A 21,936-nucleotide genomic window follows, 5' to 3' on the forward strand; every position below is an offset into this window, starting at 1 on the left:
GTCAGGCTCCGCTTCGGTCGTGGTACTCACGCTCAGCCGGGGCGACGTGCCCGGCTTCCTTGACCCGGTCGGCGCGCAGCTTGTCGGCCTCGATGGCGGTGTCGCGCGCGGACAGGATCGCCTCGGACGCGCGCGGCAGGGAATCGCGCAGCGCCTCGGCCTTGTCCTGGACGCTCCCGGCCCGCTCCATGAGGCGGATGGTCCACTTCACGAGGACGCCGGGCACCTTCTTCTCGATGCACATCGCGTAGAGGTTTTCGAGCCCGGACTTCAGGCCCTCACACTTCGCGGCAACGAGGTTCATGTGATCGACGCCCTGGAGGATCTGCTCGCCCATCTCTTCGTCGGACTCGATCAGGTCGTACACGGTCAGTTCGGCGTCGACGAACTGGGTGTCGCCGACCTCGCCGACGGAAATGGCTGTACCCATGACGATCGGGCTCTCTTTCGGTACGGAGCGGGTGGGCGTGACCTGACCGGATGACCCGGCGGGCAGCTCCCTGCGACCTGTGGTGATGCCGGCGGGCTGACGTCGCCGCGGCTCGGGCCGGATGACCTCGACCTCGACCTTGTAGGTGACGTCCCAGCCGGGCGGGGGGCGCAGCCACTCGCCGTCACCGCCGGGCATCGACCCGGGGCCGCTCGTGCTGCGGTCCGTCCTGCGCCGCCGACGCGTCTTCGGTCCCGTCGTGCTCCCCTTCGGCTTCCGCCGCCAGCTGCGCGGCTTCTTCTTCCGGGGCGCCTTCGGCGTCTTCTTCGTCCCGCCCTTCGAGCCACCGGCCTTGGGCTTCTTGGTGAGGTCGACCTTCTCGGTGTCGTCCTTCGCTTCGGTGCCGTCACCGGCCTTGGGCTTCTTGGTCGGGTCGGTCTTCTCGTCAGGCTTGCCCTTGCCGGTCTCTTTCGGGTCCTTCGTGGCCTTGGGGTCGGTGGCGCCGGCCTTCTCGCGCTCGCGCTTCGCCTTCCGCTTCTCGGCCCTGCGCTTGCGCCGGTCGGCGGCCTCGGCTGCTGCTTCCTTTCGGGCGGCCGCGCGGTCGGCGAGGTCGGCCTTGCGCTGATCGGCCGCGGCCTGGCGCTGAGCCTTCGCTTCGTCGTTCTTCCGCTGCTGCCGCCCGGTCGCGAGCTTCCCGAGCGTGCCCGGGGACTTCTTCGCCCCGCTCGGTGAGCCCTTGCTCGATCCCGAGCCCGATGAACCGGTGCCGCTTCCGGCCGCGCCCTTCGAGCCCTTGCCCGATGAGCCCGGCCCGGATGTGCGCGACCCCGACCCCGACCCCGAGGTGCGTGAGCCGCTGCCGGCGGTTCCGTTCTTCGATCCCTTCGGCCCCGTTCCCGAGCCCGAGCCGCGGCCGCCGGCCCCGGTGGAGCCGTTGGTCGTGCTGCCCCGGCTGCCACTCTTCGGTGAGGGCTTCTGCTGCTGGCCGAAGGTGCCGCGCCCGGAGCCGCCGCTGGTGCCGGACCCGCCCGAGCGACCGCCGCCGCCCTTGCCGGTCGCGCCTCGTCCGAACTCGGGCCCGGACTGCACGCCCTTCTTCGCGCCGGCCGCCGCGTTGGCGACCTTCTGCTTGTCGGCCGCCTCGCGCGCCTTGTCGGCGACGGCGTCGTGGTGCTCGCGCCGTGCCTTCAGGTAGTTCGCCACCGACCAGGTGCCGCGCAGTGCCGCGACGGCGATGGCCGCCATCGTGACCATCGCCATCGAGGCCGTGGCGCGGGCCGGTGTTCCGGTTCCGCTTGAGGCGTTGGCGACCATCTGCGGGGCGACGTCGTCGGGGTCGACGGTGCTCGAATCGTCGTCGTCTCCGGGGGTCGAAAACGGCAGGAAGAAGTCGGGCGGCGGGGCCAGGTCACCGGCCTCCGGCGGGGGCGGAACGCCGTCATCGGGAGCGCTGCCGGGGGGCGACAGATTGAGCTGGGGGAGCGTGATGACGTCCGCGCCCCGACCGTCGTCGGTCATCTTTTCGTCCTCACTTGACGTAACCGCCGCTCTCGCGTACGCGCGCGCGTGACGCGCGCGTGTGGCGACAGCTGGAGCGGCCGGATTCCTTGATTTGAACGTTGATTTTGAACGCGGAGAGTTACGAGCCGAAGCCCTTCTCCTTCAGGTACTTCCCGAGCTGGTCGGCCAGTGCCTCCCACATCGGATCGTCGTCGGGAAGGTGCGCCCGGGCCGCGTCGACGAGGACGACGACCCGGTCGCGAGGGGTGGCCGCCCCGTTGATCCGGGGCGACCACAGCTCGAACGTGAGGCGCTTCGACCGCGCGGGGTCCTTGCCCGGCATCACGCGCCCTTGTTGAGGTGCGCGAAGAACGGGTTCGTGTCCGCAGCGGGTTCCGCTTTCGGCTCGGGAGCGTCGATCTGCCGCTGCGCGCCGCCCGCCTTCAGCTCCTTCAGGCGCTGCCGCTCGGCCTCCTTCTCGGCCCGCTTCTCAGGCAGTTCCTCGTAGCTGCGCCGGTACCGCGCGCTGTACGCGGTGAGCTGAACGATCACGTCCTCAAGGTCCGCGACGACCTTCGCGAGCGGCCGGACCGTGTGCTTTGCCCGCAGCTTCGCCTGAAACGGCAGGTCACCGGGCAGCTTGTCGGCCTCCATCAGGTCGGCCTCGATCTCTGCGAGCAGGGCCTTCGACTCCGCGAGCAGGGGGGCGAGGTACTGCCTGCGCTGCTCGATGAACACACGGCGCTTGTCCGGGCCTTCCGCGAGCAAGTCGGGCGTCCACACTCCCTTGCGCGGCTGCTTCTCGTCGCTCATCAGGGCTACTCCTTCGTCGGGTTGTGCAATCGGGTCGGCACCGATTCGGGCCAGGGGGCCGTCCCTGCTCGGGGGCGGGAACGGGAAATCGGCCTGCCGGCCGTGGCCGTCACCGGTCCGCGCTCGGGGTGCGAGCGCGAGCCGGTGGCGACTATGAGCGGCAGGGGTTCTGCCAGAGGGGTGAGCGTCGACGCGCTCACCGGGCGCTCACCTACGCGCCCGGGGCGGCCTCTTCGACCTGAGCGCGCAGGCGCTGCGCGGTCGGGCGGGAGACCGGGGTGTCGGACAGGCCCGCGTCGGTGAGCGCGTCGCGGATCTCTGTCCACTCGGGGCGGCGCCCGAGCTCGGTGTAGAGCAGACGGATACGAGCGTGGCGGCGCTCGGTAAGCGCCTCCGTCTCGCTGCGTGTACGAGCGTTCTCCGCTCGCTGAGCGTCCGTCTCCTCTGCGGCGCGCTCACCCTCGTGAGCGCCGGAGGTGAGCGCCGGGCGCTCACGCTCGCCGCGTACCTCCTCGGAGGTGAGCGCGCTCATGTCGGGGTGAGCGTGCTCGGTTTCCTCCACGCGCTCGATGGTGTGAGCGTCCTCGGGGGTGAGCGTGTCGGCGAGCGCGGCGGGCGCGCTGCCGAGCTTGAGCGTCATCCGCTGCTCCAGCGGAGCCTTCCACCGCCACAGCAGACCGTGCTCCTCCTTGAGCTGCGCTCGCAGGTAGGTCTCCTGCTGGAGCCGGGTGAGCGCGTCCTCGTAGGAGGTGATCTCCCACAGGATCATCCGGCGGCGCAGCCGGGCGGTGGGGATCGGGGCGAGGATCCAGCGGGAGCGGCGCACCGTCTCCATCCGCTTCTTGCCGGTGACCGCGCCGATCCTCGTGGCGTACACGTGGGAGGCGATCTCCGAGAAGACGACCCACAGCAGCGTGAGGGCCGCGTGTCCGAGACGCCCCGAGGCGCTGTCCGAGGCGTTCCAGTTGAGGTAGACGGTCACGGCCGTCAGCGCCCTGGGCACCCAGCGGATCCAGCGCAGCTCCATGCCCATGCGGATCAGCACCAGGTTGGCGCCGGTGAAGGCCGGGATGGCGACGTCGATGCCGACGGGGAGCAGCCACGGCCACTCCCAGCCCCACCCGGCCGCCTTGGTCTCCAGCGCGGTGTAGGAGGACAGCAGACCGAGGGTGGAGACGACGGCAGCCGCCAGCACGATCGCGACCACGCCGACCAGTTCCTGCCCGGACAGCGGCGGGACCCCGCCAGCAGGCCGGGCATCAGCCCGTGCCTTACGCCGCTTGGCGCGCGACTCGGTCCGGATCTCCCGGCGGCGGGCCCGCTGCACGGTGCGCTGCGTCGCCGCCTCCATGACCCGTTCGGCCTCGGCTCGGGCCTGCGCGGCGGCGGCCTGGTCGGCCGTGGCCTTCGCCGCCGCCTCCCGGGCCGACTTCGCGTCCGTCTCCGCCTGCTCACGCAGCCGGGCGACGTCCTTGTCAGCGGCGGCCCGCAGCTCCTCAGCGGAAGTACGGGCGTCGGCCAGGGCGCGGTCGGCGTCGGCACGAAGGCCGGCGGCCACCTTCTCGGCTCCGGCCCGCACCTGCACGGCCTGGTCGTCAGCGCTCTCACGCAGCCGGTCGGCCTCGCCCCGCGCCCGCTCCAGCACCTGTTCGGCGTCGGTGGTGGCGCGGGTACGGGTCTCAGTCGCGGTGCGCTCCGCAGCCGCGAGCAGCTCGGTGCGCTTGGTCTCCGCGTCGGCGAGGGCCTTCGCCGCGGCCTGCGCGGCCTCGGTCCGCACCTGCTCCGCCTGCGCGGCCGCCGTGGTGGTGACCTCTTCCGCCCGGCGGCGGGCGTCGGCGAGCAGCTGCTCGGCAGCCGCCTGGGCGTCGGTGAGGACCTGGTCGGCCTCGCCGGACGCCGTCGCCGTGACGGTGTCGGCCTCGAGGCGCGCGTCGGCGAGTAGCTGCTTGGCCTTCGCTTCGGCGTCGGCGAGGACCTGCTCCGCGTCGGCGGCCGCGGTACTCGCGGCGTCGTTGCGGACCTGGTCGGCGTCGGCCTGGGCGGCGGCGAGGACACGGGCCTGCTCGGTCGTTGCCGCCTCGGTGATCGAGGCGGCCTCGGTGCGCGCGCCGTCCAACAGCTCGGTGGCGCGCTCCTGGCCGTCGGCGAGGATGCGCGCGGCGTCGTCGGCGGCCTGGTCCCGGAGGTCGGCGGCGCGGTCGGCGGCGTCGGCCAGGACCGGGTCGGCCTCCGGGTACACCAGCGGCGTGGTGTCCTCGGTGGCGGCGGCCTGAGCGGGGATGGAAGCCGGCGGTGTCGGCGCCTTGGCGCGCCCGTTGGCGCGGGGCTTCGCAGCCGGGGCGGCCTGGCGCCTGCGGCGGGTGGCGGTCTTGGGGGCCACGGGGTGTCCTCTCTAACGTTCCGGCGCCTCGTGCAAGAGGTCACCGCGGGTCGGCGTCGGTCGGTAGGGTCGTGACCAGGCCCTCCGAGGCCCCGGCAGGTCTAATGCCGGGGACTTGGAGGGCCGTCTGCGTTTGCAGGTGGTCAGCGCTGGTCGGGCAGCTCGGGCCGCTGGTTGGCGGTCGCGTGCTGCTGGGTGAGCCAGGCGATGGCGGCCGCGGTCATGTCGTCGGCCGCGCCGTCGGTGTTCAGCGGCGCGGTGTCGATGTCGCGCATCGCGTCGACGGCCGGCAGGAGCCGCATGTAGTCCGGGTTCGCGTAGTAGATCGGGCGACCGTTCGGCAGCGGGGTCAGGTCGTAGGTGTTGTCCAGGCAGACCCGGTCGATGCGGCAGACGAAGGTGTGGTTGCTCTGGCCGGTCCAGAACATCTCCGGGTCGCGGTACAGGACGAACTGGCCCCGCTTGTAGGTGACGGCGGGGGTGGTGCTCTGGGTGCTGTTGCGCACGGCGGCTCCTGGCGGGTCAGGTGGTCCGGGCTGTCCGGCTCCCCGTCACCGCCCGACCCGGCCGCCGGGGTCCGGCGGTCGGTGCGGGCGGATCAGGCAGCCTTCAGACCGCGACGAGGTGGCGGTGCGGGGGGATGATCTGGCCGTCGGGGAGCAGCTCGCCGGTGTCCTCGAAGAGCACCAGGCCGTTGCACAGCAGGCTCCAGCCCTGCTCCGGGTGAGGGGCCACGACGTGCGCGGCCTCGCGGTCCGGGCTGTCGGCCGACGGGCAGTTGGGGGTGTGCGTGCACAGCGAGTCCGGCAGCCGGGTGGTGCCGGTGGCGGTCGTCGCGGTGTCGAGCTGGGTGTTGCTGCGCATGGGCTCTCCTGCGGGGATGCGGGCCCGAGACTCTCTCGGGCTGGAGGCGTGCGAAAGGCCGGCCGCCCGTGGTGCGGGCGGCTGTTGGGTGGCAGTGCTGCAGGGCGGGCAGGGAGTTGCTTGTCGCTCCCGTCAGGCGGAGGCGGCCGCGGCGCGCTCGCGGGCCGCGCGGCGCTTGAGGGAGCGGCGCTCCTTCTCGGACAGCCCGCCCCACACGCCCGACTCGTTGCGGTCCAGCGCGCCCTGGAGGCAGCTCTCGATCAGCGGGCAGCGACGGCAGACGGCCTTGGCCTCCTCGATCTGGAGCAGCGCCGGGCCGGTGTCGCCGATGGGAAAGAAAAGCTCGGGGTCCTCCTCGACGCAGGCCGCGCGGGGCCGCTCCGGCGCGTCGGTGGAGACGGTCGCGTAGGCGTGGCTGCGTACGAGGGCGACGGACGCTCGCTTCATGTGGGTCTCCCAGAAAGTCCGTGTACGAGGCAGCCCCGGGGCGGGATCCCCGGGGCTGTCTCATGTGTTGGCGGCGGGCTGAACTACCTGGCGTCGATGCGGCAGCGGATCTGCTTGCCGACCGGAGAGGACGCGATGTCCCAGCCGGGCGCCAGCATGTCCAGCAGGCCCAGGCCGCGCCCGGACTCCGCGTTGTCGCTGTCCATCGCGACCGTGCTGCGGTGCGGCAGCACGTCGGCGGCGGGGTCGTGAACGTTCACCTGGACGCTGCGCCCGGTGACGTACACCTCTACGACCAGGGGCACGTGATCGCCGCAGGCGCGCACGGCGTTGCCGAGCAGTTCCGAGACGAGCCACTCGGCGGTGTCGGCGGTCGCCTGGCTGGCCCCGTACGCCTTCAGCGCCGACACGGTCAGGCCGCGCACCGTGCTGAAGGCGGACTCGGAGGCCGTGATGTGGGCGACGAAGCCACGGTCGCGGTGCTGGACGTACAGGCCGGGGATGCAGGCCGGAAGCTCCGGCCGCTGCGAACGTCGCTGGTCTTCCATACGGGCCCGGCGCAGCATGTCGTCCATGTCCGGGCTGCTGTCTGCCCGTGCACCGGGAGGCGCGGGAGATGTCATGATGGGACTCAAGGTTTTTCCTCCACTGGATTGACCTGCTGAACGGCCCTGGGGCGGAATCCCGGGGCCGCTCGTTTTGGCTGTTCGTACGAGCAGCCAAGGCCCCGGCCTCCCCTCTTACGGGGTGGCCGGGGCCTTGGTCGTTCGTCCGGGCCGGTTGGTCAGGCGGCGAGTGCGGACCTGTGGCAGCGGGTGGTGTACGCGGCGGCGGTCTCACCCGGCGTCGGGGCGGGCAGCGCGGCCTGGACCGCAGCCACCAGGGCGGTGTGCGCGGGCTGGTCTGCCGGGGTCAGGGGGCGGCCCCAGATCGTGGCCAGGTGCGTGTAGGCGGCGCGGGTGAGATGTTCCGCGAGGGCGTCGCTCGCGCACCGGTCCTGGCCGGCGTCGGCCAGGGTGCGGAGGATGCCGGTGGCCAGGGCGCGGACGGAGCGCCGGTCCCCGGCGGTCTGGGGGGTCATGGCCAGCGGAGCGCCGGCGGGTCCGTCAACGGCCAGACCGCGCGTGGTGGGGATCGCGTCGGCGGGAACCGTACGGGCGGCGTCGGCCCGGCGGGCGGCGGGCACCGCACGCTCCCACTGGGCTCGCCGGTCGGCGGGGCGCTCCTGGGGCCGGGAGGCCTTGAGGGTCTGGACGGTGGCGCGGCGGTGACGGGTGAGGTCGACCGCGAGCCGCTCCTCGCGCGCCCAGTCCCTGTACTGGCGGCGCCAGACGTAGTCGGTGATGTCCACGTCGACGAGCCTGTTGCTGGAGCGGCAGCGGATCGCGTCGGCGACGCCGGCCTTGCCGGTGTGGTGCGGGACGAGCTTGAGCAGGTAGGTGCCGCGGTGGGGGGTCACGGGCACCCAGGTGTCGCAGTCCGGGCACACCACCGAGATGCGGCGGGTCTGCGTGGTCTCCACGGTCCGCATGTCGATGTGGCCGGGCGACAGGGTCGAGAGGACGATCGCGTCGAGCGGGCTGACGCGAGAGGTACGGGTGCGGCCGCGGCGCTTGGCGGCCTTCGGCATGGCGAGCTCGGGCATGGCGACTCCTCGGCAGGAAGAGAGGGGAGGGGTGTTCGCGGGGCGGATGCTCTCTCCACCCACCAGGTCCACGAGCCAACAGCCCGAATCCCGGCGGATAGACAGCGCATCAGCGCTGATCAAGCAGTCCTGCCAGCCGGGGGGTTTGATCGTGCTACCGCCTCCGACCACCTGCCCGTCTCCGAAGAGGCGAGCCGCAGGGACCGCGATGGTGCAGTGGTACGTCCAGCAGGGCTCCGAAACGCATGAGCGCACCACCGGCTACGCCCTGCATCCGGCTACTCACCGCTTGCTGGGCATCTCGATTAGAACCCCGCTATCCACCCCAGGTCAACCTGTCTAGCTAACTTGTTTATGACAGCAGCTCTGACCTGCTAGTTTCTGGTGTCGGTTAAACGAGTGTGAGTCTCGGCTTTCGAGAAACAACTAGTCATGCCATGCTGTGCGCATCGGGTAGCGAGATCCGCTAGCCCGCATGATGCGTACGAGAGGGGGAGCGGTGGCCGCCAAGAGGGAACCAGGGAAGGTCGAACGGATCGCATCCGAGATCCGAGACAAGATCGCGCGGGGCGTACTCGCGCCTGGGTCACGCCTGCCTGGTGTGCCTCAGCTCCAGAAGGACCACGGCATCGCCTACCAGACGGCCCGCGACATCTACGGCCTGCTGGAGAGCGAGGGCCTGCTGTTCTCCAAGCAGGGAAAGGGCACCTACGTCTCGCTGGTGCTCGGCAAGATCGTGAGCGAGCGAAACCGGCGCTACCTGCCATCGCTGCGGGAGGCCGGCGGAGCGGTCGGTGCATTCGAAGCCGAGATGCGGGCCATGGGGTTCGAACCGCGGCCGGTGGTCCTCACCATCGCCAGGGACGTGCCGCCGAAGAAGGTGGCGGAAGCCTTCGGGATGCACCATCGGGCCAAGACCCTCAAGCGCGAGCGGATCATGCCCGTGGGACTCCCTGGCAACAATGAGGCCGAAGAAGTCGTCCAGGTCGCCACGTCGTGGTTCCCCCAGGATGTAGCGGATGCGTGCCCGGTACTTGCCGAGAGCAATACGGGTACTGGAGGCAGCAAGTCCCGTATGGCGGAAGCGGGCTTCAAGCAAGTCCGCCTCCGAGAGGAGATCGAAGTTCGGTCCCCAACTGCGGCAGAGGCAAAGGCACTCGGCATCCCAGCCGAGCAGGCCGTTATGGAGATCACGCACAAGGGGCTGACCGCTGAAGGCCGTGTTGTCGAGATCGGCCTACACGTCCTGCCGCGGTCGAAGTGGAGATTGGCGTACGAGTGGGTGATTGATTCGCCCGATGCGCCCTAAGAGCACCCTCGTGTACTGACTCAGCAACCCAAAGACCCGAGCAACCAATAAGGAGCACGCACTACATGCCCAGCAACAGCATCGACAGCACCGGCACGATCCTGCGTGACGCGCGCACTCGTTACACCACCGGTCAGCGTGAGGAAGGCGGAGCGCATGGCGCCTTCGACGCTGAACTGCGCCGCACCGGACGCACTCCTCGTACCGAGGTTTCCGTGAGCCGCGCCGCCGCGCCCGCCGACGTCGCTGAGCTCCTGGGCTCGAACGACACGGTCGTGGTCCGCAGTCGGGAGATGTTCGACGGTGACCGCCTGGTCCAGCTCGCCAACACCTACATCCCGGTCGATGTGGCCGAGGCCGCAGGCATCGAGCAGGTGGACACGGGCGTCGGCGGCATCATCAGCCGGATGAAGGAGGCTGGCTTCGACCAGGGCGACACGGCCGTCGAAGACGTCGAGCTCCGGCCCGCCACGCAGGATGAGGCATCCCGCCTTGGACTGACCGAGGGCGAGTCGGTCATGACCATCACCCACGTCGGCCGCACGGCTGAGGGCCGCGTCGTCGAGGTCACCCAGCATGTGCTGAGCAAGGGCTGGAAGCTCCGCTTCGCGGTTCCGCTGGCCTGACCCAGGCGCCCCGGCCGGAGGGTCGGGGCGCTTGTTGATATCCCCCTTCGAGCTCAGGAGTTCACTTCCATGACCGCCGAGCGGCGCCTGACCAGCGAGCAGCTGGTGCAGGAGCTCCGCACCGCCTTGGACGCTGACACCGGTTGGCTTCCCGCTCTCTGTGCGCCCAACGGTCCGGCTGGCCTCCCTGCCCATGCAGGACTTGAGGTGGTCGTGGAACGACTCCTGGCGTTCGCCTCTGCCCCAGAAGTGCCGGCCGTCCTAGCGCCGGTCCTTCAGCGCGCCGCAGACGCTGCGGACATGGCACTCGTGACGGAAGGTATGGCCCAGTACAGCCATCTGGGCACGGCGTATGCCTACCTGACGCAGGCTCAAGGGCTCATCGGTCGGGACGGCCAATGAACTGCTTCCCGTTTGGCGGGCAATTTCCTTCGCACTTCGCGTCTGACGGGCTCGGCATTCCGTGCGTCTCGGACTCTGTGCGAATTCGTCCCGCAAATCTGTCGGGTCGTAGGGCTAGGCTGTACGCAACAGTGATCCATAACGGCGAGAACCCCAGGGACCGTGCCTGGTCCACTGGGGCTTCTCGAACGGGGCTAAGCCTCGTTGGGCGACACACCTGGTTGGGAGGTGCTCGCGGGATGAAGGCTACCCGCCCGCGCGGAACTACACGCGCAGCTACGCCGTTCCTCCATCGCGATCACGCCATCCGGGCAGTGTGCGCGCATGCTGACGCCAGCCTCCGAATTCAGGGGGTTGGGATGACCTAGTGGCCATCGGCCGCGCGCGCCAAGAAGTGGACTCGCCATCCTCTTCGGCCTCGCGCGGCCCGTCTACCGCCTGGATTCGCAACCCAGAGCGGTTCGCTCAGATCTCGGTTCGCACCCGACTCTGAGCCGCGGCTTATCAAGCCGCTGCATTCCCACCGGCCCCTCATCAGGGCCGCCATTGCAAACACACCCGCGGGCCCCTGCCAGGGGGCTTCGCGGTTCGTTCCGAGGCCCGGCCAAGGGCTTTCGGAACACCAGCACCAAGTCCATCGACGAAAGGAGATCCGCCTCTGGCCTTCGCACTGCCACCCACCACACGAGCCATCGAGATCGGCCCCGGCCAAGGGGCCCCTCTGCGTTGATCCATATGGAAGGTCGGTATCGCCATAGTGCACGAGCGTGAGTCGTCTTGTCAGGTCGACCACGACCAGGTCAGTACCCCCTCTGAGGAGATTGCTGCAGGTTGCGGTGTCCCCCCTGACTGGATTGTGACGTACATCACACCCCTCGACTGTCACACGGATGTCGCCGATTCGGCGGCCCGCCTGACCTGGGGGGGTGCCTCCGTGAGCGCGGTCGCAGCGTCTGCCGCGCCGCTCATGCACCGGCTTTCGGAGGTCATCGACAACTCCGTCGACGGCGGGGTACGCGAGCGCGTCGTCCCGTGTGGCGGGACGGGTTTCAAGATTGTTGCCCGCCGTGCGGGAGCACCGGGGGGTATCGGGGCTGTGCGGCCTCTGTCCACAGGCCGTCCGGTGCACGGTCGGTGGGTGGATGAGGAAGCACGAGTTCTGACTGCTCCGGACGGGGGTGTCCGCTTTGGCGTGTACACCGGCCCGATGGCGACACAGGCGATCTTGGGATGTTCGGCTCTTGCGGTGTCCGCCGCTCCTGTCGGGGCGGTGGGCCGATGAGCGCCGTGACGGCACAGGCCGCCATGCTGGACCGCCCGCTCGGTGAGCTCTTCGACGACTCCGTCGACCAGGCCCCGGTGCTTCCCGGGCAGCGGACCGCGCTGCGGTCGGTGCCGGCCTCGGGGCAGGCGGGCGACGAAGGCTCGGACGACCCGTTGCGCCTCGGTCGGAAGATGCGGCTGCGGCTACTCGCTGCGGTCCAGGCGCTGCTGTCGGATCCGTCGATCGCCGGTTTGAAAGACGCGCCGAAGCTGGCGGCGGTGGTGCTGTACGCGAAGTCGCGGGCGCCCAAGGGCGAGAAGAACGACAACCAGACCTCGATCTGGGGCTCGGAGCTGGGCCGCTGGCTGGGCATGAAGGAGTCCACGGTCCACCACAAGGTGCTGCCCGTGCTGCGTGGCACGGACGCGCTGCACACCCAGGTGGTGAGGGACTCGAAGGGGCACCCGACCGGGCTGAACTGCCTGGTCATGCCGCTGTGGAACGCCCGTAAGAGCGGGGGAGCGGCGCACCCTCTGGCGCTGGACAAGGCGGAGCTCGCAACGCTGCTGCGCCTCATCGAGGCCCTGTTCGGGCCGGGTTGGACGCCGGAGGACAAGGAGCCGACGCCGCCGGGGCTGCTGGCCGGCCGTACGGGCAAGGGAGCGGCGACCGACCGGCTCGGGCTGCTGCTGATGGTGCTGAACACGCGGGCGTCGGGCTGGCTGCAGCTGTGCGGCGGCTCGGTCAAGAAGAAGGAGGGGCGTGGGGCGGCGACGCTGGCGCGGCTGCTGGGCTGCTCGCCGTCCGGGGCGCGGAAGGTCCTGGCACGGCTGACGGAGGCCGGTGTCGTGGCCCGGCAGCGCAAGGCGACAACGACACGGATGAACGGCCGGGGCAAGGTCATGCTGCTGCCCGTGGCTCGTGCGTACGGCCGGACCGTGGCCTCTGTGGAGGCTGTTCAGAGCTCCGAGGACGTGTTTTTGGCGCGTCCTGATGGTGCGTGCGGAGATCATGCTCCCGCGGATGTGGCTGGTGCCCTTGGTACGTCTGGGATCTGCGGTGCTGAGGGTGGTGAAAGTGCGGGAGATCAGGAGCGTCCCGATGGTGCAGAGCTCCACGCAGTCCACGCTTCTGTGGTTACTCCTGTAGTTCCTCCGCAGCTCTCTTGTGGTTTTTCCGGCGAAGGCCGTGGGGGTGAAGGCGGTCGGCCGGAGCGCGTGTGCGTGCGCGAGGACCAGGCCGTCGACGGCGAAACCGCCGCTGCCGGGTCGGCGTCGCCGGTGGCTGAGGGCGGCCCGCTTCGCGGGGAAAAGCCGAAGGAGTCCTCGGTCGATGAGCGGGGTGAGCAGCGTGCTGCCGGGGCTGTGGCCGGTGGTCGGCTGAAGGCCGTGGGTGGTGGAAAGGCGCAGCAGCAGCGGAGGGTGGACCTTCCGGCTGATCTTGGTCTGCAGGTGGCTCTGGGGCCGGTCTCGGGCCTGTGGGAGCGGCTTTCGGGCTGGCAGCAGGACCAGGTGGAGGCGGCCGCGAGGGCGGAGCTGGCACGCCTGGAGGGTCTGCTGGCGCTGCCGGGTGGCGCGCCTCGGCTGCTGGCCGACCGGCTCACCGACCGGCTGAAGGAGACCGGCGGCGAGGCCTTGGTCGACCGGCCGTATCCGTGGCTGATCCGGCGGGGCCTGGTGCAGCGTCAGGCGTGCACGGACCGGCGCTGTGACGACGGGATCCGGCTGGACACCGGCGGGGAGTGCGAGAACTGCGGCAACGTGGTCCACATCCGGCGTGCCCGGCGGGCGAAGATCGCGGCGAAGGTCGACCGGGAGCTGCCTGGCCTGAGTGAGGGCGAGCGGCGCCGGGTCCTCGAGGAGCGGCTGCGCGAGCAGGTGGCCATCGAGGCGGAGGGCCTCGTGCGGCGGCGGGAGCAGGCCCGTGCGGAGCAGGCCCGCCGCGATGCCGCCCGTGCGGCTGCCCGGAAGCGGGCGGAGCGTGAACGTGAGGCTGCGGCCGCCGCCGACGCGGTGCGCCAGGCGCTGCCGTGCGAGGACTGCGGGAAGGACCAGGCGGCCGGGCTGTGCGAGACGTGCGACCACCGCCGTCAGACCGAGACCCTGATCGGTGAGGCCGGTCTCCTCGCAGCGGCCTGGTCCGCCGACCCGACCGACCCGGGCAACGTCGCGGCCGTCGTCGCCGAAGTCCGGACGGCCATCGGCAACAGCATCGCCACCGCCTGGCAGGAGTTCCTGCAGATCACCGACGTCGCCATGCTGGAGGCCAATCCGCAGGCGGCTGAGGACGCGTACGCCTTCGCCGCGTTCCAGACCGCACAGCAGGCCGTCCAGGAGTACCAGGACAGCGCCCTGGCGATGCTGGGCCGGACCGAGGAGGCCGAAGCCGAGGCCCGGCGGGCGTTCAAGGCCGAGCAGGGCCGCCCGTGGTTCCAGCACAACCCGAGCGGCGCGGACGCCATCGCCGCCGCGACGAAGGCAGCCGACGCGGCCCGGGAGCGCGTGGCCGAGTACCTGCTGACGGCGCGGCTGGAGCAGCTGCGCGAGCAGGCGGCGGCCCGCACCGAGCAGGCCGCGCCCGCGCCGTGGACGGACCGGCTCACCAGGCTCGCCGCGCGTTCGCTGGACGGCGGTACGGCCGGGGCGGTGATGGCGTGAGTACCGAGCTGAGCGGGGTCGACCTCGCGCGCCAGGCCCTGGTCGCGGCCCGGGAGGCGGCGAAGAAGAACGGCGGCACCCGCAAGGAGAAGCCGAAGCGGCGTACCGGCACGGTCGTACGCCGTGACGGCCGCGAGCCTCTCGGGCTCGGTGCGGCGATCGGCATGATGATGACCGAGCGTGGCATGGTCGCCCCGGCCGCCGGCGGCAGCGTCCTCGCCCAGTTCGACGACATCCTCGCCGTAGCGGCGCCCGAGCTCGCCGGGCACGTCCAGGCCGTGGCGTTCGACGCGGACACCGGCCGCCTGGACGTCGCCCCCGATGCCCCCGCGTACGGCACGAAACTGCGCTGGATCGCACCGAAACTGGTCGCGGCCGCCAACGAGAAGGTGCAGGGCGCGAACGTCCGCACCCTGCACGTCCTGGCGCCCGCACCCGTGAAGGCCAGCCCCGCCACGGCTGCCGCCGACCCGACTCCGCCGAACGTGCCCGCCGCGCCGGTGCAGCGACGGACCCCGCCGGACGGCTACCGCCGCGCCATCGAAGCGCACCGCCAGGCCGCGCGGCCGTCCCGGGTCGACCCGGACATCGCGGAAGCGGTGGAGCGGCAGACCGCCGCGATGCGGGAGCTGAGCCGTCGTGCGTTCCCGGAGCCGGACGTGCCTCCGGACGACGCGCCGGCCCCGATCGACGCGACCCGCGCTCAGCGCCGCCGCCAGGCCGCGGCCACCGAGGCCGCCGCACTGCGCCGGGCCCGGCAAGAGCGCGCGGCCCGGGAGCCGGGGACGACCACCAGCCTCCCGGAGTCGGCTGCGCTACGGACCACGGCCTGAGCCAACTGATAGATCAGATCCCCCTGTTACTGGTGGTTGTCCCGGCGTAGCGTTACGGGTACACGTCTGGTACACCGTGCGTCGCGTCGCGCACCGAAGGGGGAGTCGTGCAGGCAGGGACCGTGCTGGACGGCCGCTACCGGCTGATCGAGCCAGTCGGCGCGGGCGGGTTCGGGCAGGTCTGGCAAGCACACGACCCGAAGGTCGACCGGCTGGTGGCGGTCAAGGTCCTCACCGGTGACGGCAGCGCCGACCACGACCGCCAGGTGGCCCGGTTCGCCCGCGAGGCCGCGGTGGCCGGCGGCCTCGCGCATCCCCGCATCGTCACCGTCCACGACTTCGGCTCCGCGATGCACCACGGACGCCCGTACGCCTACCTGGTGATGCAGCTGCTCCCCGGCAAGTCCCTCAGCGCCCTCCTGGAAGCCGGCCCACTGCCCCTGCCGAAGGCCCTGTACGTGGCGTCCTGCGTCGCCGACGCCCTGGACGCCGCGCACGAGGCCGGCCTCACCCACCGGGACATCAAGCCGTCCAACATCATGGTCCGGGACAACGGCGAGGCCACAGTCGTCGACTTCGGCATCACCAAGGGAAGCGACGCCCGGCACGACCTCACCACCACCGGCGTCCTGATCGGCACCCCGGCCTACATGGCACCCGAAGCACTGTCCGGCACCTTCGACCACCGCTCCGACCTGTACTCGCTCGGCTGCGTGCTCTTCGAGACGGTCACCGGCCGCCGGCCCTTCACCGGCACGTCCTGGCACCTGATCAACCAGCACCTCAAAGAGCCGCCCGCCCCACTGCGCACCCTGCGCCCGGACGCCCCTGTGGAACTGGAGCGGCTGATCGCCCGGCTGCTGGCCAAGGACCCCGCCCAGCGGCCGGAGAGCGCCGATGAGGTCTATGACCTCATCGAAGAGATCAACGACCGCTACTTCGGTGACACCCCGCCGCCCAGCCGCGGGGCCGACGTCACTTCCGAGGTCTCACTCTCCCCGAGCGAAGCCACCGCCGGCGCGGTCGTTCCCATGCGTATGACCGCCCACGAGAACTGCCCCGCCTGCGCCACTACAGGCGACGAAACGAGGGTGCTGGACTGCACCGTCTGTAGAGGTGAGGGCAGGGTCGCCAGCAAGCGGCGCACCTTCTCGGTTCGCATTCCCGCTGGTGTCCGGAACGGGCAGAAGATCCGGCTCAGGGAATTTGGCGCGCCGGGGAAGCACGGCGGAGCGCCCGGAGACCTGTACGTCACCGTGCATGTGACCGACTGATCGTCACACCCGCGGGGTCAGGCGCTGGCCTCCGCACGGTGTTGTCGACCTCGGGCACGGCCTGGCCGTCGTCGGTGCCCCAGAGCGCGCGGGCGAGGAAGTACAGGGCGACCATCCCGGCGTAGACGAACGCGCCCCAGCCGCGGGCGAGGGGTCGTCAGGACGGGTCCGCTGGCGCCTTCTTCGGGCGCAGGGTGTCGAGCAGGTGCGGCGACAGGGTCGGCGGCAGGAGCCACAGACCGGCGATGCCGATGGTCGTGACCATCACGGTCAGCAGCAGAGCGACGAAGTCCTGGTGCGCGGAGCCGAAGAAGCCGGCCATCAGGGACAGGGCGACGACGAAGACCATCATGAACCGCCAGTGCTTGCGGCCCAGGAGGAACGGGCGGTCCTCGGTGCTGTACCACCAGGAGGTGCTGGACATCGTGGTGAAGCTGAACGCGGCGAGCGGGACGACGATCGGCAGCCAGAAGCGCAGGCTGTCGTCGGCGGGCAGCTGCTGACCCCAGCGGTCGCCCATGTGGTGAAGGAACCACAGGTACAGCGGGATGCTCACGAGCGCGTACAGCCACAGCACCACCCGCATCGCCCAGTCCGCCGGGCCGATGGACGTCTTCCCCTTCGCCATGGTCCCGACGGTAGTGACCAGCACCGCGGGCCGGTGCGCGTTCGTCAGAACCAGCCACCAATCCGGCCAGAACACCCGACACAGCACCCATCGAACACGCTTCGTACGGTATCCGTACGGTGAAAGTACGCGATCCTTACGGTTCATGGGGTAGAGTGTGTGTCAGGAGGTGCTCCATGTCCGAGTTGTTCGACGCGGTAGACGCGCTGGTCGCGTCCCGTTCTCCGCTGCCGTCGGCGGAGGAGCGCAAGCGGCTGCGCACCGCGCACGGCCTGACCCTGGACGAAGTGGCCGGCGCGCTGAAGGTGCGTCGGGCCACGGTGTCCGCCTGGGAGTCGACGAAGAAGCCGACCGAGCCGCGAGGCCCGGAACGGGAGGCGTACGCGCGGCTGCTCAAGCAGCTCGCGGAGCTCTACCCCGCACCCGCAACGCCGGAAGAGCCAGCTGCCCCGGTGCCCGCCACGTTCACCGGCGCGCCCGACCCGGCAGGCGAAATGCCAGAGGTTCCGGACTCTGTGTACGACGAGATCGCCGAATCCCTTTACCCCACCAGGGCCACGCAGACGTCGCGCCGACCTGGGACGCAGAAGGCGACAGCGACGGAAGCGCGGACTCTGTCCACAGGGGATGTGTCCGAGGCTGCGGCCATGACTGCAACCGAGAACACCCACACCCCTGCCCCTGTCGCCGCTGCTCCGGCCGCCGCGCCGCGTCCGGCGCGCACCACCAGGACGTCGTCGACGTCGCGCCGCCCGGGTGCTAAGAAGGCGGCCCCGGCCGGTACCCCGGCGGGCTCCGCCGATCCGCGGTTCGAGAACGGGCCGCTGGCGGTCGTCGATGTCGAGGACGGGCAGGTGCTGGCGTACTGCACCGGCGGCCTGGTCCTGGACGTGCCCGCCAAGAGCATCCCGGCCCTGGTCGACTGGACGCTGCGCGAGGCCAAGCTCGGTCAGCCGAAGCTCGCCGGTCCGGGCAAGGACGCCGACCCGCTGATCGTGCTCACCGAAGCCGCCCTGGAGCGCTACGGCCTGCCCGTCGCGCTCACGGAGGAGGAGAAGCACGCCGGGCGGATCCCGGAGGGCCACAAGGTCATCAAGCAGCTCACGCGGGCGGAGTGGAAGCTGACCAAGCGCGGCTTCGGCCCGTGGGCACGGATCTACCGCCCCGCCACCGGTTCGGAGCGGGCCTGCGTGCAGCTGTGCATCCCCTCCTGGAACGCGCTGGACACCCGGCACTGGGGCGAGGCCGGACAGCTCCCGCCCGCCGAACTCGCCCGCGTCCTGGGCGTGTACGCCTCGCGCGTGATGACGCCGCGCGGATCGACCGCCGTGACCGGCCTGGAGCTGATGACCGCGCTGCACCCGCCGACGCGCGCCTCCGAGCCCGACGCCGACGGCAGGCGGCACTCCGAGCACAACCCCGGCTCGCTGGGCAAGGACGCCATCGACCCGATGAACTGGCCGCCGTGCGAAGTCCCCGACGGCCACCCCGTCCTCAAGGACCTGCCCCGGTTCCACGTGCGCGGCCCCGGCGAGAAGCTGTTCGAGGAGGCGTACGACTGGGCACGGCCGATGACCGACGCGGAGTGCACCCTGCGGCACCTGGTCGGCATCGACGTCAACATGGCCTTCGCCGCCGGCGCCAACGGCCTGAACGTCGGCCTCGGCGAGGCGACGCACGTCAAGGCCCCCGCGTTCGACCCGAAGCTGCCCGGCTCGTGGCTGGTCGACCTCTCCCACGTCGACCTGTCCCGCGTGAAGGTCGGCAAGGAGTGGGTGGAGCTGGACGGCTCGCTGCTGCCCTCCCCGTTCACGCCGAAGGGTGAGCGCCCGGAGGGGCCGGCCTGGTACGCGACGCCCACCGTCGCCTACGCAGCGGAGCTCGGCTACGAGGTGCGCCCGCTCGAAGCGTGGGTGCGGCGGGAGAACGGCCGCTACCTGGACGGCTGGTACAACCGGCTGCGCGACGCCTACCTCGCCACGATGGCCGACCTCGGCGTCGACGCCGACCTGTCGCCCGAGGACTTCCTCGCCGCGATGGACGGCTACAAGGCCCGTGACCCGGAGCTGGCGATCGTCGTCTCCGCGGTCAAGGCGACGGTGAAGGGCGGCCTGGGCAAGCTGCGCGAGCGCCCGCGCGGCGAGGGCTGGCGGCCGGGCGAGCCGTGGCGCGCCCTGTCCCGCCCGACGTGGCGGCCGGACATCCGCGCGGCGGTCATCTCCCGCACCCGCATCAACCTGCACCGCAAGATCGTCAAGCACGCGGCGTTCACCGGCCAGTACCCCATCGCGATCCTGTCCGACTGCGTCGTCTACGCGGCCAGCGGCGAGAGCCCGCTGGACTTCCTGCCCTACCGGGAGGGCAGGCCGCTGCCCGGCGGCTTCAAGCTCGGCATCAACCCCGGCCTGGTCAAGCACGAGGGCACGCAGGACGTCCTGTGGGGCGAAGAAGTCCGCGAGCGGTTCAACGCCCCGGAGCTCAACCTCGCCCGGTACATCAAGGACGGCACCGTCACCGACGTCGACAACGGAGAGTAGGAGTAGGCCACGATGAGCCTGTTCGGGGACGGCCTGGACGCCGCCGTACAGAAGGCGTTCACCCGCCCGGCACCCAAGAGCGCGGGTGCGCAGATGCGGTACCTGGTCAAGCAGCTCAAGAGCACCAAGGCGGTCGCCCAGATGCTGCGGGTCTCCCAGCGCACCGTCGAGCGGTACGTGAAGGACCAGATCAAGAAGCCGCGTCCGGACCTCGCCGCGCGCCTGGAGCGTGAGGTGAAGGCCCGCTGGCAGCCGCAGATTAGGGCCAAGGCCCGGCAGAAGGCGGCGACGACCGGCGGCATCGTCGTCGACACCCGCGCCAGGCTCGGCTATACCGCGCCGATCGGGTCGACGGACCAGGACCGCATCCGGCACCTGACCGTCGCCCTGCCGCCCCGCTACGCCGCCCGCCTCTTCGACGCCCAGGAGGCCGGCGCCAGCGACGCCCGACTCCAGGAGATCGCCGCCGAAGCGCTCAAGGAGGTGTACTTCCAGGACGGCGGCCGCCGCGCCGGCAGCCTGGAAGAGGTCCGGTTCACGGACATCGAGCACCTCGAGTTCGAGCTGTAGCAGCCGCGTCCCGAACAGCCCGCGAGCCCCGGACCAACGCAGGTCCGGGGCTCGCTCGCGTATCCGGGGTCGGATGGTCATGCACGCGATGCCGTGCTCAACGAGGGCGACGTGCCTGGGTCACCGGCTCAGTGCGCGGGGCCGGGCAGGACGCCACGGATGACGAGCTGGCGTCCGTAGGGGGTGGGCATGGCCTGCATCTGGACGCCGGTGCGTAGCGGCTTCACCGAGAAGCGGAAGCCCTTGATCGGGCCGTGGCAGATGAAGCCGGCCGGGGTGGGGATGCCGATGCCGTCGGGGGAGAGGGTGAAGCCGAGCCCGGCGTAGAAGTCCGTCAGCTCCGGCTCGTGCGTGACGTACAGGATGGCCGCGCCGAACTTCCCCTTCTCGTGGGCGCCGGCCGCGCGCTCCACGTCGGCGACCAGGGCGCGGGCGATGCCCTTGCCGCGCCACGCTTCGACGACCGCGAGGGAGTCCAGGGTGGCGACCAGTCCGGCGATGATGTGGGCGTTGGGCGACCCCAGGAGCATGGGGTGGGTGAACGCCCACGCCGCTGGCAGCGTCATCGTGCCGCCGACCAGTGCGCCGGATTCGGTCTCCTGTACCGCGCGGACGCGGGTGTACTTGTCGGCGTCGAGGCTCTGGCGGATCGCGGTGGGGAGCTGCCGCCAGGAGCCGTCGGGGTTGTCCGGGTCGGCCAGCCGCATTACGGGCTCCAACGCGGCCGCGTCGGCTGGTGTCGCGTCCCGGAGCACCACGCCGTCCGGCAAGGCCGGGACGCTCACGGGGATGACTTCGCCCGGCTGCACCCCGGCCCCGGGGGCCGTGGCGGCGTACATGCGCTCGCCCATCACGTTCCCCGAGTACAGGCGCTCCGCCTCACGGCGCGCCGGATTCCCCGACCGCCGGGCGCCCTTGCGCGCCCCGTTCCGCTTCCCCACGGCGTTCCTCCCCTTGTCACCGCAAACCTCCCCACCCGGCACCCCCACCTAACACCCCTCGCTGGCAGGCGACTTGGGTACGCCGGGCCGGGAATCTGTCCACAGGCGATCCGTGATCCCTAGGAGGTATGAACGAGCACGAGCAGCAGCAGCCGGCCCCGCGCCGCGGCAAGGTCCTGGAGGCCCTCACACGGGCGGAGCGGAAGGTCTTCACCCGGCCCGTGCCGAAATCCGCGAAGGCACAGGTGAAATTCCTCCTCACGCGGGCGAAGGGGTCCACCAAGGCCCTGGCGGAGCGCTTGGGCGTCTCGCGCCGCACGGTGGAGCGCTACCGCGCCGGGAAGCTGACGACCCCGCAGAAGCGCCTCCAGGCCACCCTGGTGGAGGAGACAGAATCCGAGTGGCAACCGCAGGTCAGGGCACAGGCGCGGGAGCAGGCTTCCACCTCCAGCGGGATGATGGTGGAGGTGACGGCGTACTTCGGATTCACGTGCACGGGCAGCTCAGACGACGGCCGCATACGCACCATCACCACCCCGATCTCACCCACCTACGCGCGGCAGATCCTCGATCTCCAGGAGGCCGGAGCGACGGAGGAGGATCTGCATCCGATCGTCGCGGAGGCCATCACCGAGTCGTATTTCACGGAATGGGGCACCCGCGCCGATGGTCTGCGCGCGGATTTCACGCACGTTCAGGCCATCGAGTTCATGTTCTGACGCGGTCGAATTCCGGGCCTGCTATAAAGCAATCCGGCGGGTCGTCGTACAGCGCTCTGGCGGCGGCCCGCTCTGATTTCTCACCACGAATGCGAGG

General features: G+C 71.0%; 20 protein-coding genes. 9 read left to right on the top strand and 11 right to left on the bottom strand.

Annotated elements, in window-relative coordinates; translation table 11 throughout:
• Position 1 precedes the first annotated feature (1 nt).
• The 9 genes from ADK36_RS31000 to ADK36_RS31040 form a co-directional block, all read right to left on the bottom strand.
• On the bottom strand, positions 2–1,948 hold the full coding sequence (locus ADK36_RS31000; RefSeq protein ID WP_053199821.1) for a hypothetical protein: 1,947 nt from the start codon (positions 1,946–1,948) through the stop codon (positions 2–4).
• A 121-nt stretch (positions 1,949–2,069) separates the two neighbouring features.
• Positions 2,070–2,273, bottom strand: coding sequence for a hypothetical protein (locus tag ADK36_RS31005; protein WP_053199823.1), 204 nt, complete (start codon positions 2,271–2,273; stop codon positions 2,070–2,072).
• The gene (locus tag ADK36_RS31010) at positions 2,273–2,743 is read right to left on the bottom strand and encodes a hypothetical protein (protein WP_053199826.1); all 471 of its coding nucleotides are present in this window, start codon (positions 2,741–2,743) and stop codon (positions 2,273–2,275) included. Before ADK36_RS31010 ends, ADK36_RS31005 begins: the two co-directional genes overlap by 1 nt.
• 211 nt (positions 2,744–2,954) lie before the next feature.
• Positions 2,955–5,123, bottom strand: a complete 2,169-nt coding sequence (locus ADK36_RS31015; protein ID WP_053199828.1) for a DUF2637 domain-containing protein — start codon at positions 5,121–5,123, stop codon at positions 2,955–2,957.
• 143 nt (positions 5,124–5,266) lie between these two features.
• Positions 5,267–5,629: a hypothetical protein gene (locus tag ADK36_RS31020; RefSeq protein ID WP_053199830.1), complete on the bottom strand. Its 363-nt coding sequence runs from the start codon at positions 5,627–5,629 to the stop codon at positions 5,267–5,269.
• Between the two features lie 103 nt (positions 5,630–5,732).
• Complete coding sequence (locus ADK36_RS31025) at positions 5,733–5,921, bottom strand: DUF5999 family protein (RefSeq protein ID WP_053199883.1); 189 nt, start codon at positions 5,919–5,921, stop codon at positions 5,733–5,735.
• Positions 5,922–6,119: 198 nt separating this feature from the next.
• Positions 6,120–6,434: a WhiB family transcriptional regulator gene (locus ADK36_RS46930; RefSeq protein ID WP_078950849.1), complete on the bottom strand. Its 315-nt coding sequence runs from the start codon at positions 6,432–6,434 to the stop codon at positions 6,120–6,122.
• An 83-nt stretch (positions 6,435–6,517) separates the two neighbouring features.
• Positions 6,518–7,009, bottom strand: a complete 492-nt coding sequence (locus tag ADK36_RS31035) for an ATP-binding protein (protein ID WP_234329942.1) — start codon at positions 7,007–7,009, stop codon at positions 6,518–6,520.
• A 209-nt stretch (positions 7,010–7,218) separates the two neighbouring features.
• Positions 7,219–8,079: a hypothetical protein gene (locus ADK36_RS31040; RefSeq protein ID WP_053199834.1), complete on the bottom strand. Its 861-nt coding sequence runs from the start codon at positions 8,077–8,079 to the stop codon at positions 7,219–7,221.
• Between the two features lie 499 nt (positions 8,080–8,578).
• Here ADK36_RS31040 and ADK36_RS31045 point away from each other — a divergent pair, with 499 nt between their 5' ends.
• From ADK36_RS31045 to ADK36_RS31070, 6 genes are all read left to right on the top strand, one after another.
• Positions 8,579–9,388, top strand: coding sequence for a GntR family transcriptional regulator (locus ADK36_RS31045; protein ID WP_234329943.1), 810 nt, complete (start codon positions 8,579–8,581; stop codon positions 9,386–9,388).
• A gap of 65 nt (positions 9,389–9,453) precedes the next feature.
• Positions 9,454–10,014, top strand: a complete 561-nt coding sequence (locus ADK36_RS31050; protein WP_053199835.1) for a UTRA domain-containing protein — start codon at positions 9,454–9,456, stop codon at positions 10,012–10,014.
• 69 nt (positions 10,015–10,083) lie between these two features.
• Positions 10,084–10,416, top strand: coding sequence for a hypothetical protein (locus tag ADK36_RS31055; protein ID WP_053199838.1), 333 nt, complete (start codon positions 10,084–10,086; stop codon positions 10,414–10,416).
• A gap of 1,278 nt (positions 10,417–11,694) precedes the next feature.
• Entirely contained in the window at positions 11,695–14,337 is a 2,643-nt protein-coding gene (locus ADK36_RS49115) for a hypothetical protein (RefSeq protein WP_053199840.1), read from the top strand.
• On the top strand, positions 14,334–15,170 hold the full coding sequence (locus tag ADK36_RS31065) for a DciA family protein (protein ID WP_053199841.1): 837 nt from the start codon (positions 14,334–14,336) through the stop codon (positions 15,168–15,170). The genes ADK36_RS49115 and ADK36_RS31065 overlap by 4 nt, the downstream gene beginning before the upstream one ends.
• Before the next feature lie 107 nt (positions 15,171–15,277).
• A complete protein-coding gene (locus tag ADK36_RS31070) occupies positions 15,278–16,444 on the top strand; it encodes a protein kinase domain-containing protein (protein ID WP_107086931.1) in 1,167 nt (388 codons plus the stop codon).
• A 157-nt stretch (positions 16,445–16,601) separates the two neighbouring features.
• Here ADK36_RS31070 and ADK36_RS31075 read toward each other — a convergent pair whose 3' ends face one another.
• Positions 16,602–17,072 (bottom strand): hypothetical protein, encoded by a 471-nt coding sequence (locus ADK36_RS31075; protein ID WP_053199894.1) that lies wholly within the window; start codon positions 17,070–17,072, stop codon positions 16,602–16,604.
• A gap of 176 nt (positions 17,073–17,248) precedes the next feature.
• Between ADK36_RS31075 and tap the strand changes: the two genes are divergently transcribed.
• Together tap and tpg (ADK36_RS31085) are read left to right on the top strand one after the other, a co-directional pair.
• Positions 17,249–19,609 carry a telomere-associated protein Tap gene (gene tap / locus ADK36_RS31080; protein ID WP_053199843.1) on the top strand — a complete coding sequence of 787 codons (2,361 nt, stop codon included), beginning with the start codon at positions 17,249–17,251 and terminating at the stop codon, positions 19,607–19,609.
• 12 nt (positions 19,610–19,621) lie between these two features.
• Positions 19,622–20,179 carry a telomere-protecting terminal protein Tpg gene (tpg, locus tag ADK36_RS31085; protein WP_053199845.1) on the top strand — a complete coding sequence of 186 codons (558 nt, stop codon included), beginning with the start codon at positions 19,622–19,624 and terminating at the stop codon, positions 20,177–20,179.
• A gap of 128 nt (positions 20,180–20,307) precedes the next feature.
• Here tpg (ADK36_RS31085) and ADK36_RS31090 read toward each other — a convergent pair whose 3' ends face one another.
• Entirely contained in the window at positions 20,308–21,120 is an 813-nt protein-coding gene (locus ADK36_RS31090) for a GNAT family N-acetyltransferase (protein ID WP_053199847.1), read from the bottom strand.
• 128 nt (positions 21,121–21,248) lie between these two features.
• Here ADK36_RS31090 and tpg (ADK36_RS31095) point away from each other — a divergent pair, with 128 nt between their 5' ends.
• On the top strand, positions 21,249–21,839 hold the full coding sequence (gene tpg / locus ADK36_RS31095; protein ID WP_053199850.1) for a telomere-protecting terminal protein Tpg: 591 nt from the start codon (positions 21,249–21,251) through the stop codon (positions 21,837–21,839).
• Positions 21,840–21,936 lie beyond the last annotated feature (97 nt).

The sequence above is a fragment of the Streptomyces viridochromogenes genome, assembly GCF_001270495.1.
Classification (GTDB): Bacteria; Actinomycetota; Actinomycetes; order Streptomycetales; family Streptomycetaceae; genus Streptomyces; species Streptomyces viridochromogenes_A.

Coding starts and splice junctions, on each gene's coding strand:
- ADK36_RS31000 (WP_053199821.1), bottom strand. CDS start 1,948: ATGACCGACGACGGTCGGGGCGCGGACGTCATCACGCTCCCCCAGCTC.
- ADK36_RS31005 (WP_053199823.1), bottom strand. CDS start 2,273: ATGCCGGGCAAGGACCCCGCGCGGTCGAAGCGCCTCACGTTCGAGCTG.
- ADK36_RS31010 (WP_053199826.1), bottom strand. CDS start 2,743: ATGAGCGACGAGAAGCAGCCGCGCAAGGGAGTGTGGACGCCCGACTTG.
- ADK36_RS46930 (WP_078950849.1), bottom strand. CDS start 6,434: ATGAAGCGAGCGTCCGTCGCCCTCGTACGCAGCCACGCCTACGCGACC.
- ADK36_RS31035 (WP_234329942.1), bottom strand. CDS start 7,009: ATGGACGACATGCTGCGCCGGGCCCGTATGGAAGACCAGCGACGTTCG.
- ADK36_RS31040 (WP_053199834.1), bottom strand. CDS start 8,079: ATGCCCGAGCTCGCCATGCCGAAGGCCGCCAAGCGCCGCGGCCGCACC.
- ADK36_RS31050 (WP_053199835.1), top strand. CDS start 9,454: ATGCCCAGCAACAGCATCGACAGCACCGGCACGATCCTGCGTGACGCG.
- ADK36_RS31055 (WP_053199838.1), top strand. CDS start 10,084: ATGACCGCCGAGCGGCGCCTGACCAGCGAGCAGCTGGTGCAGGAGCTC.
- ADK36_RS49115 (WP_053199840.1), top strand. CDS start 11,695: ATGAGCGCCGTGACGGCACAGGCCGCCATGCTGGACCGCCCGCTCGGT.
- ADK36_RS31075 (WP_053199894.1), bottom strand. CDS start 17,072: ATGGCGAAGGGGAAGACGTCCATCGGCCCGGCGGACTGGGCGATGCGG.
- tap (WP_053199843.1), top strand. CDS start 17,249: ATGTCCGAGTTGTTCGACGCGGTAGACGCGCTGGTCGCGTCCCGTTCT.
- tpg (WP_053199845.1), top strand. CDS start 19,622: ATGAGCCTGTTCGGGGACGGCCTGGACGCCGCCGTACAGAAGGCGTTC.
- tpg (WP_053199850.1), top strand. CDS start 21,249: ATGAACGAGCACGAGCAGCAGCAGCCGGCCCCGCGCCGCGGCAAGGTC.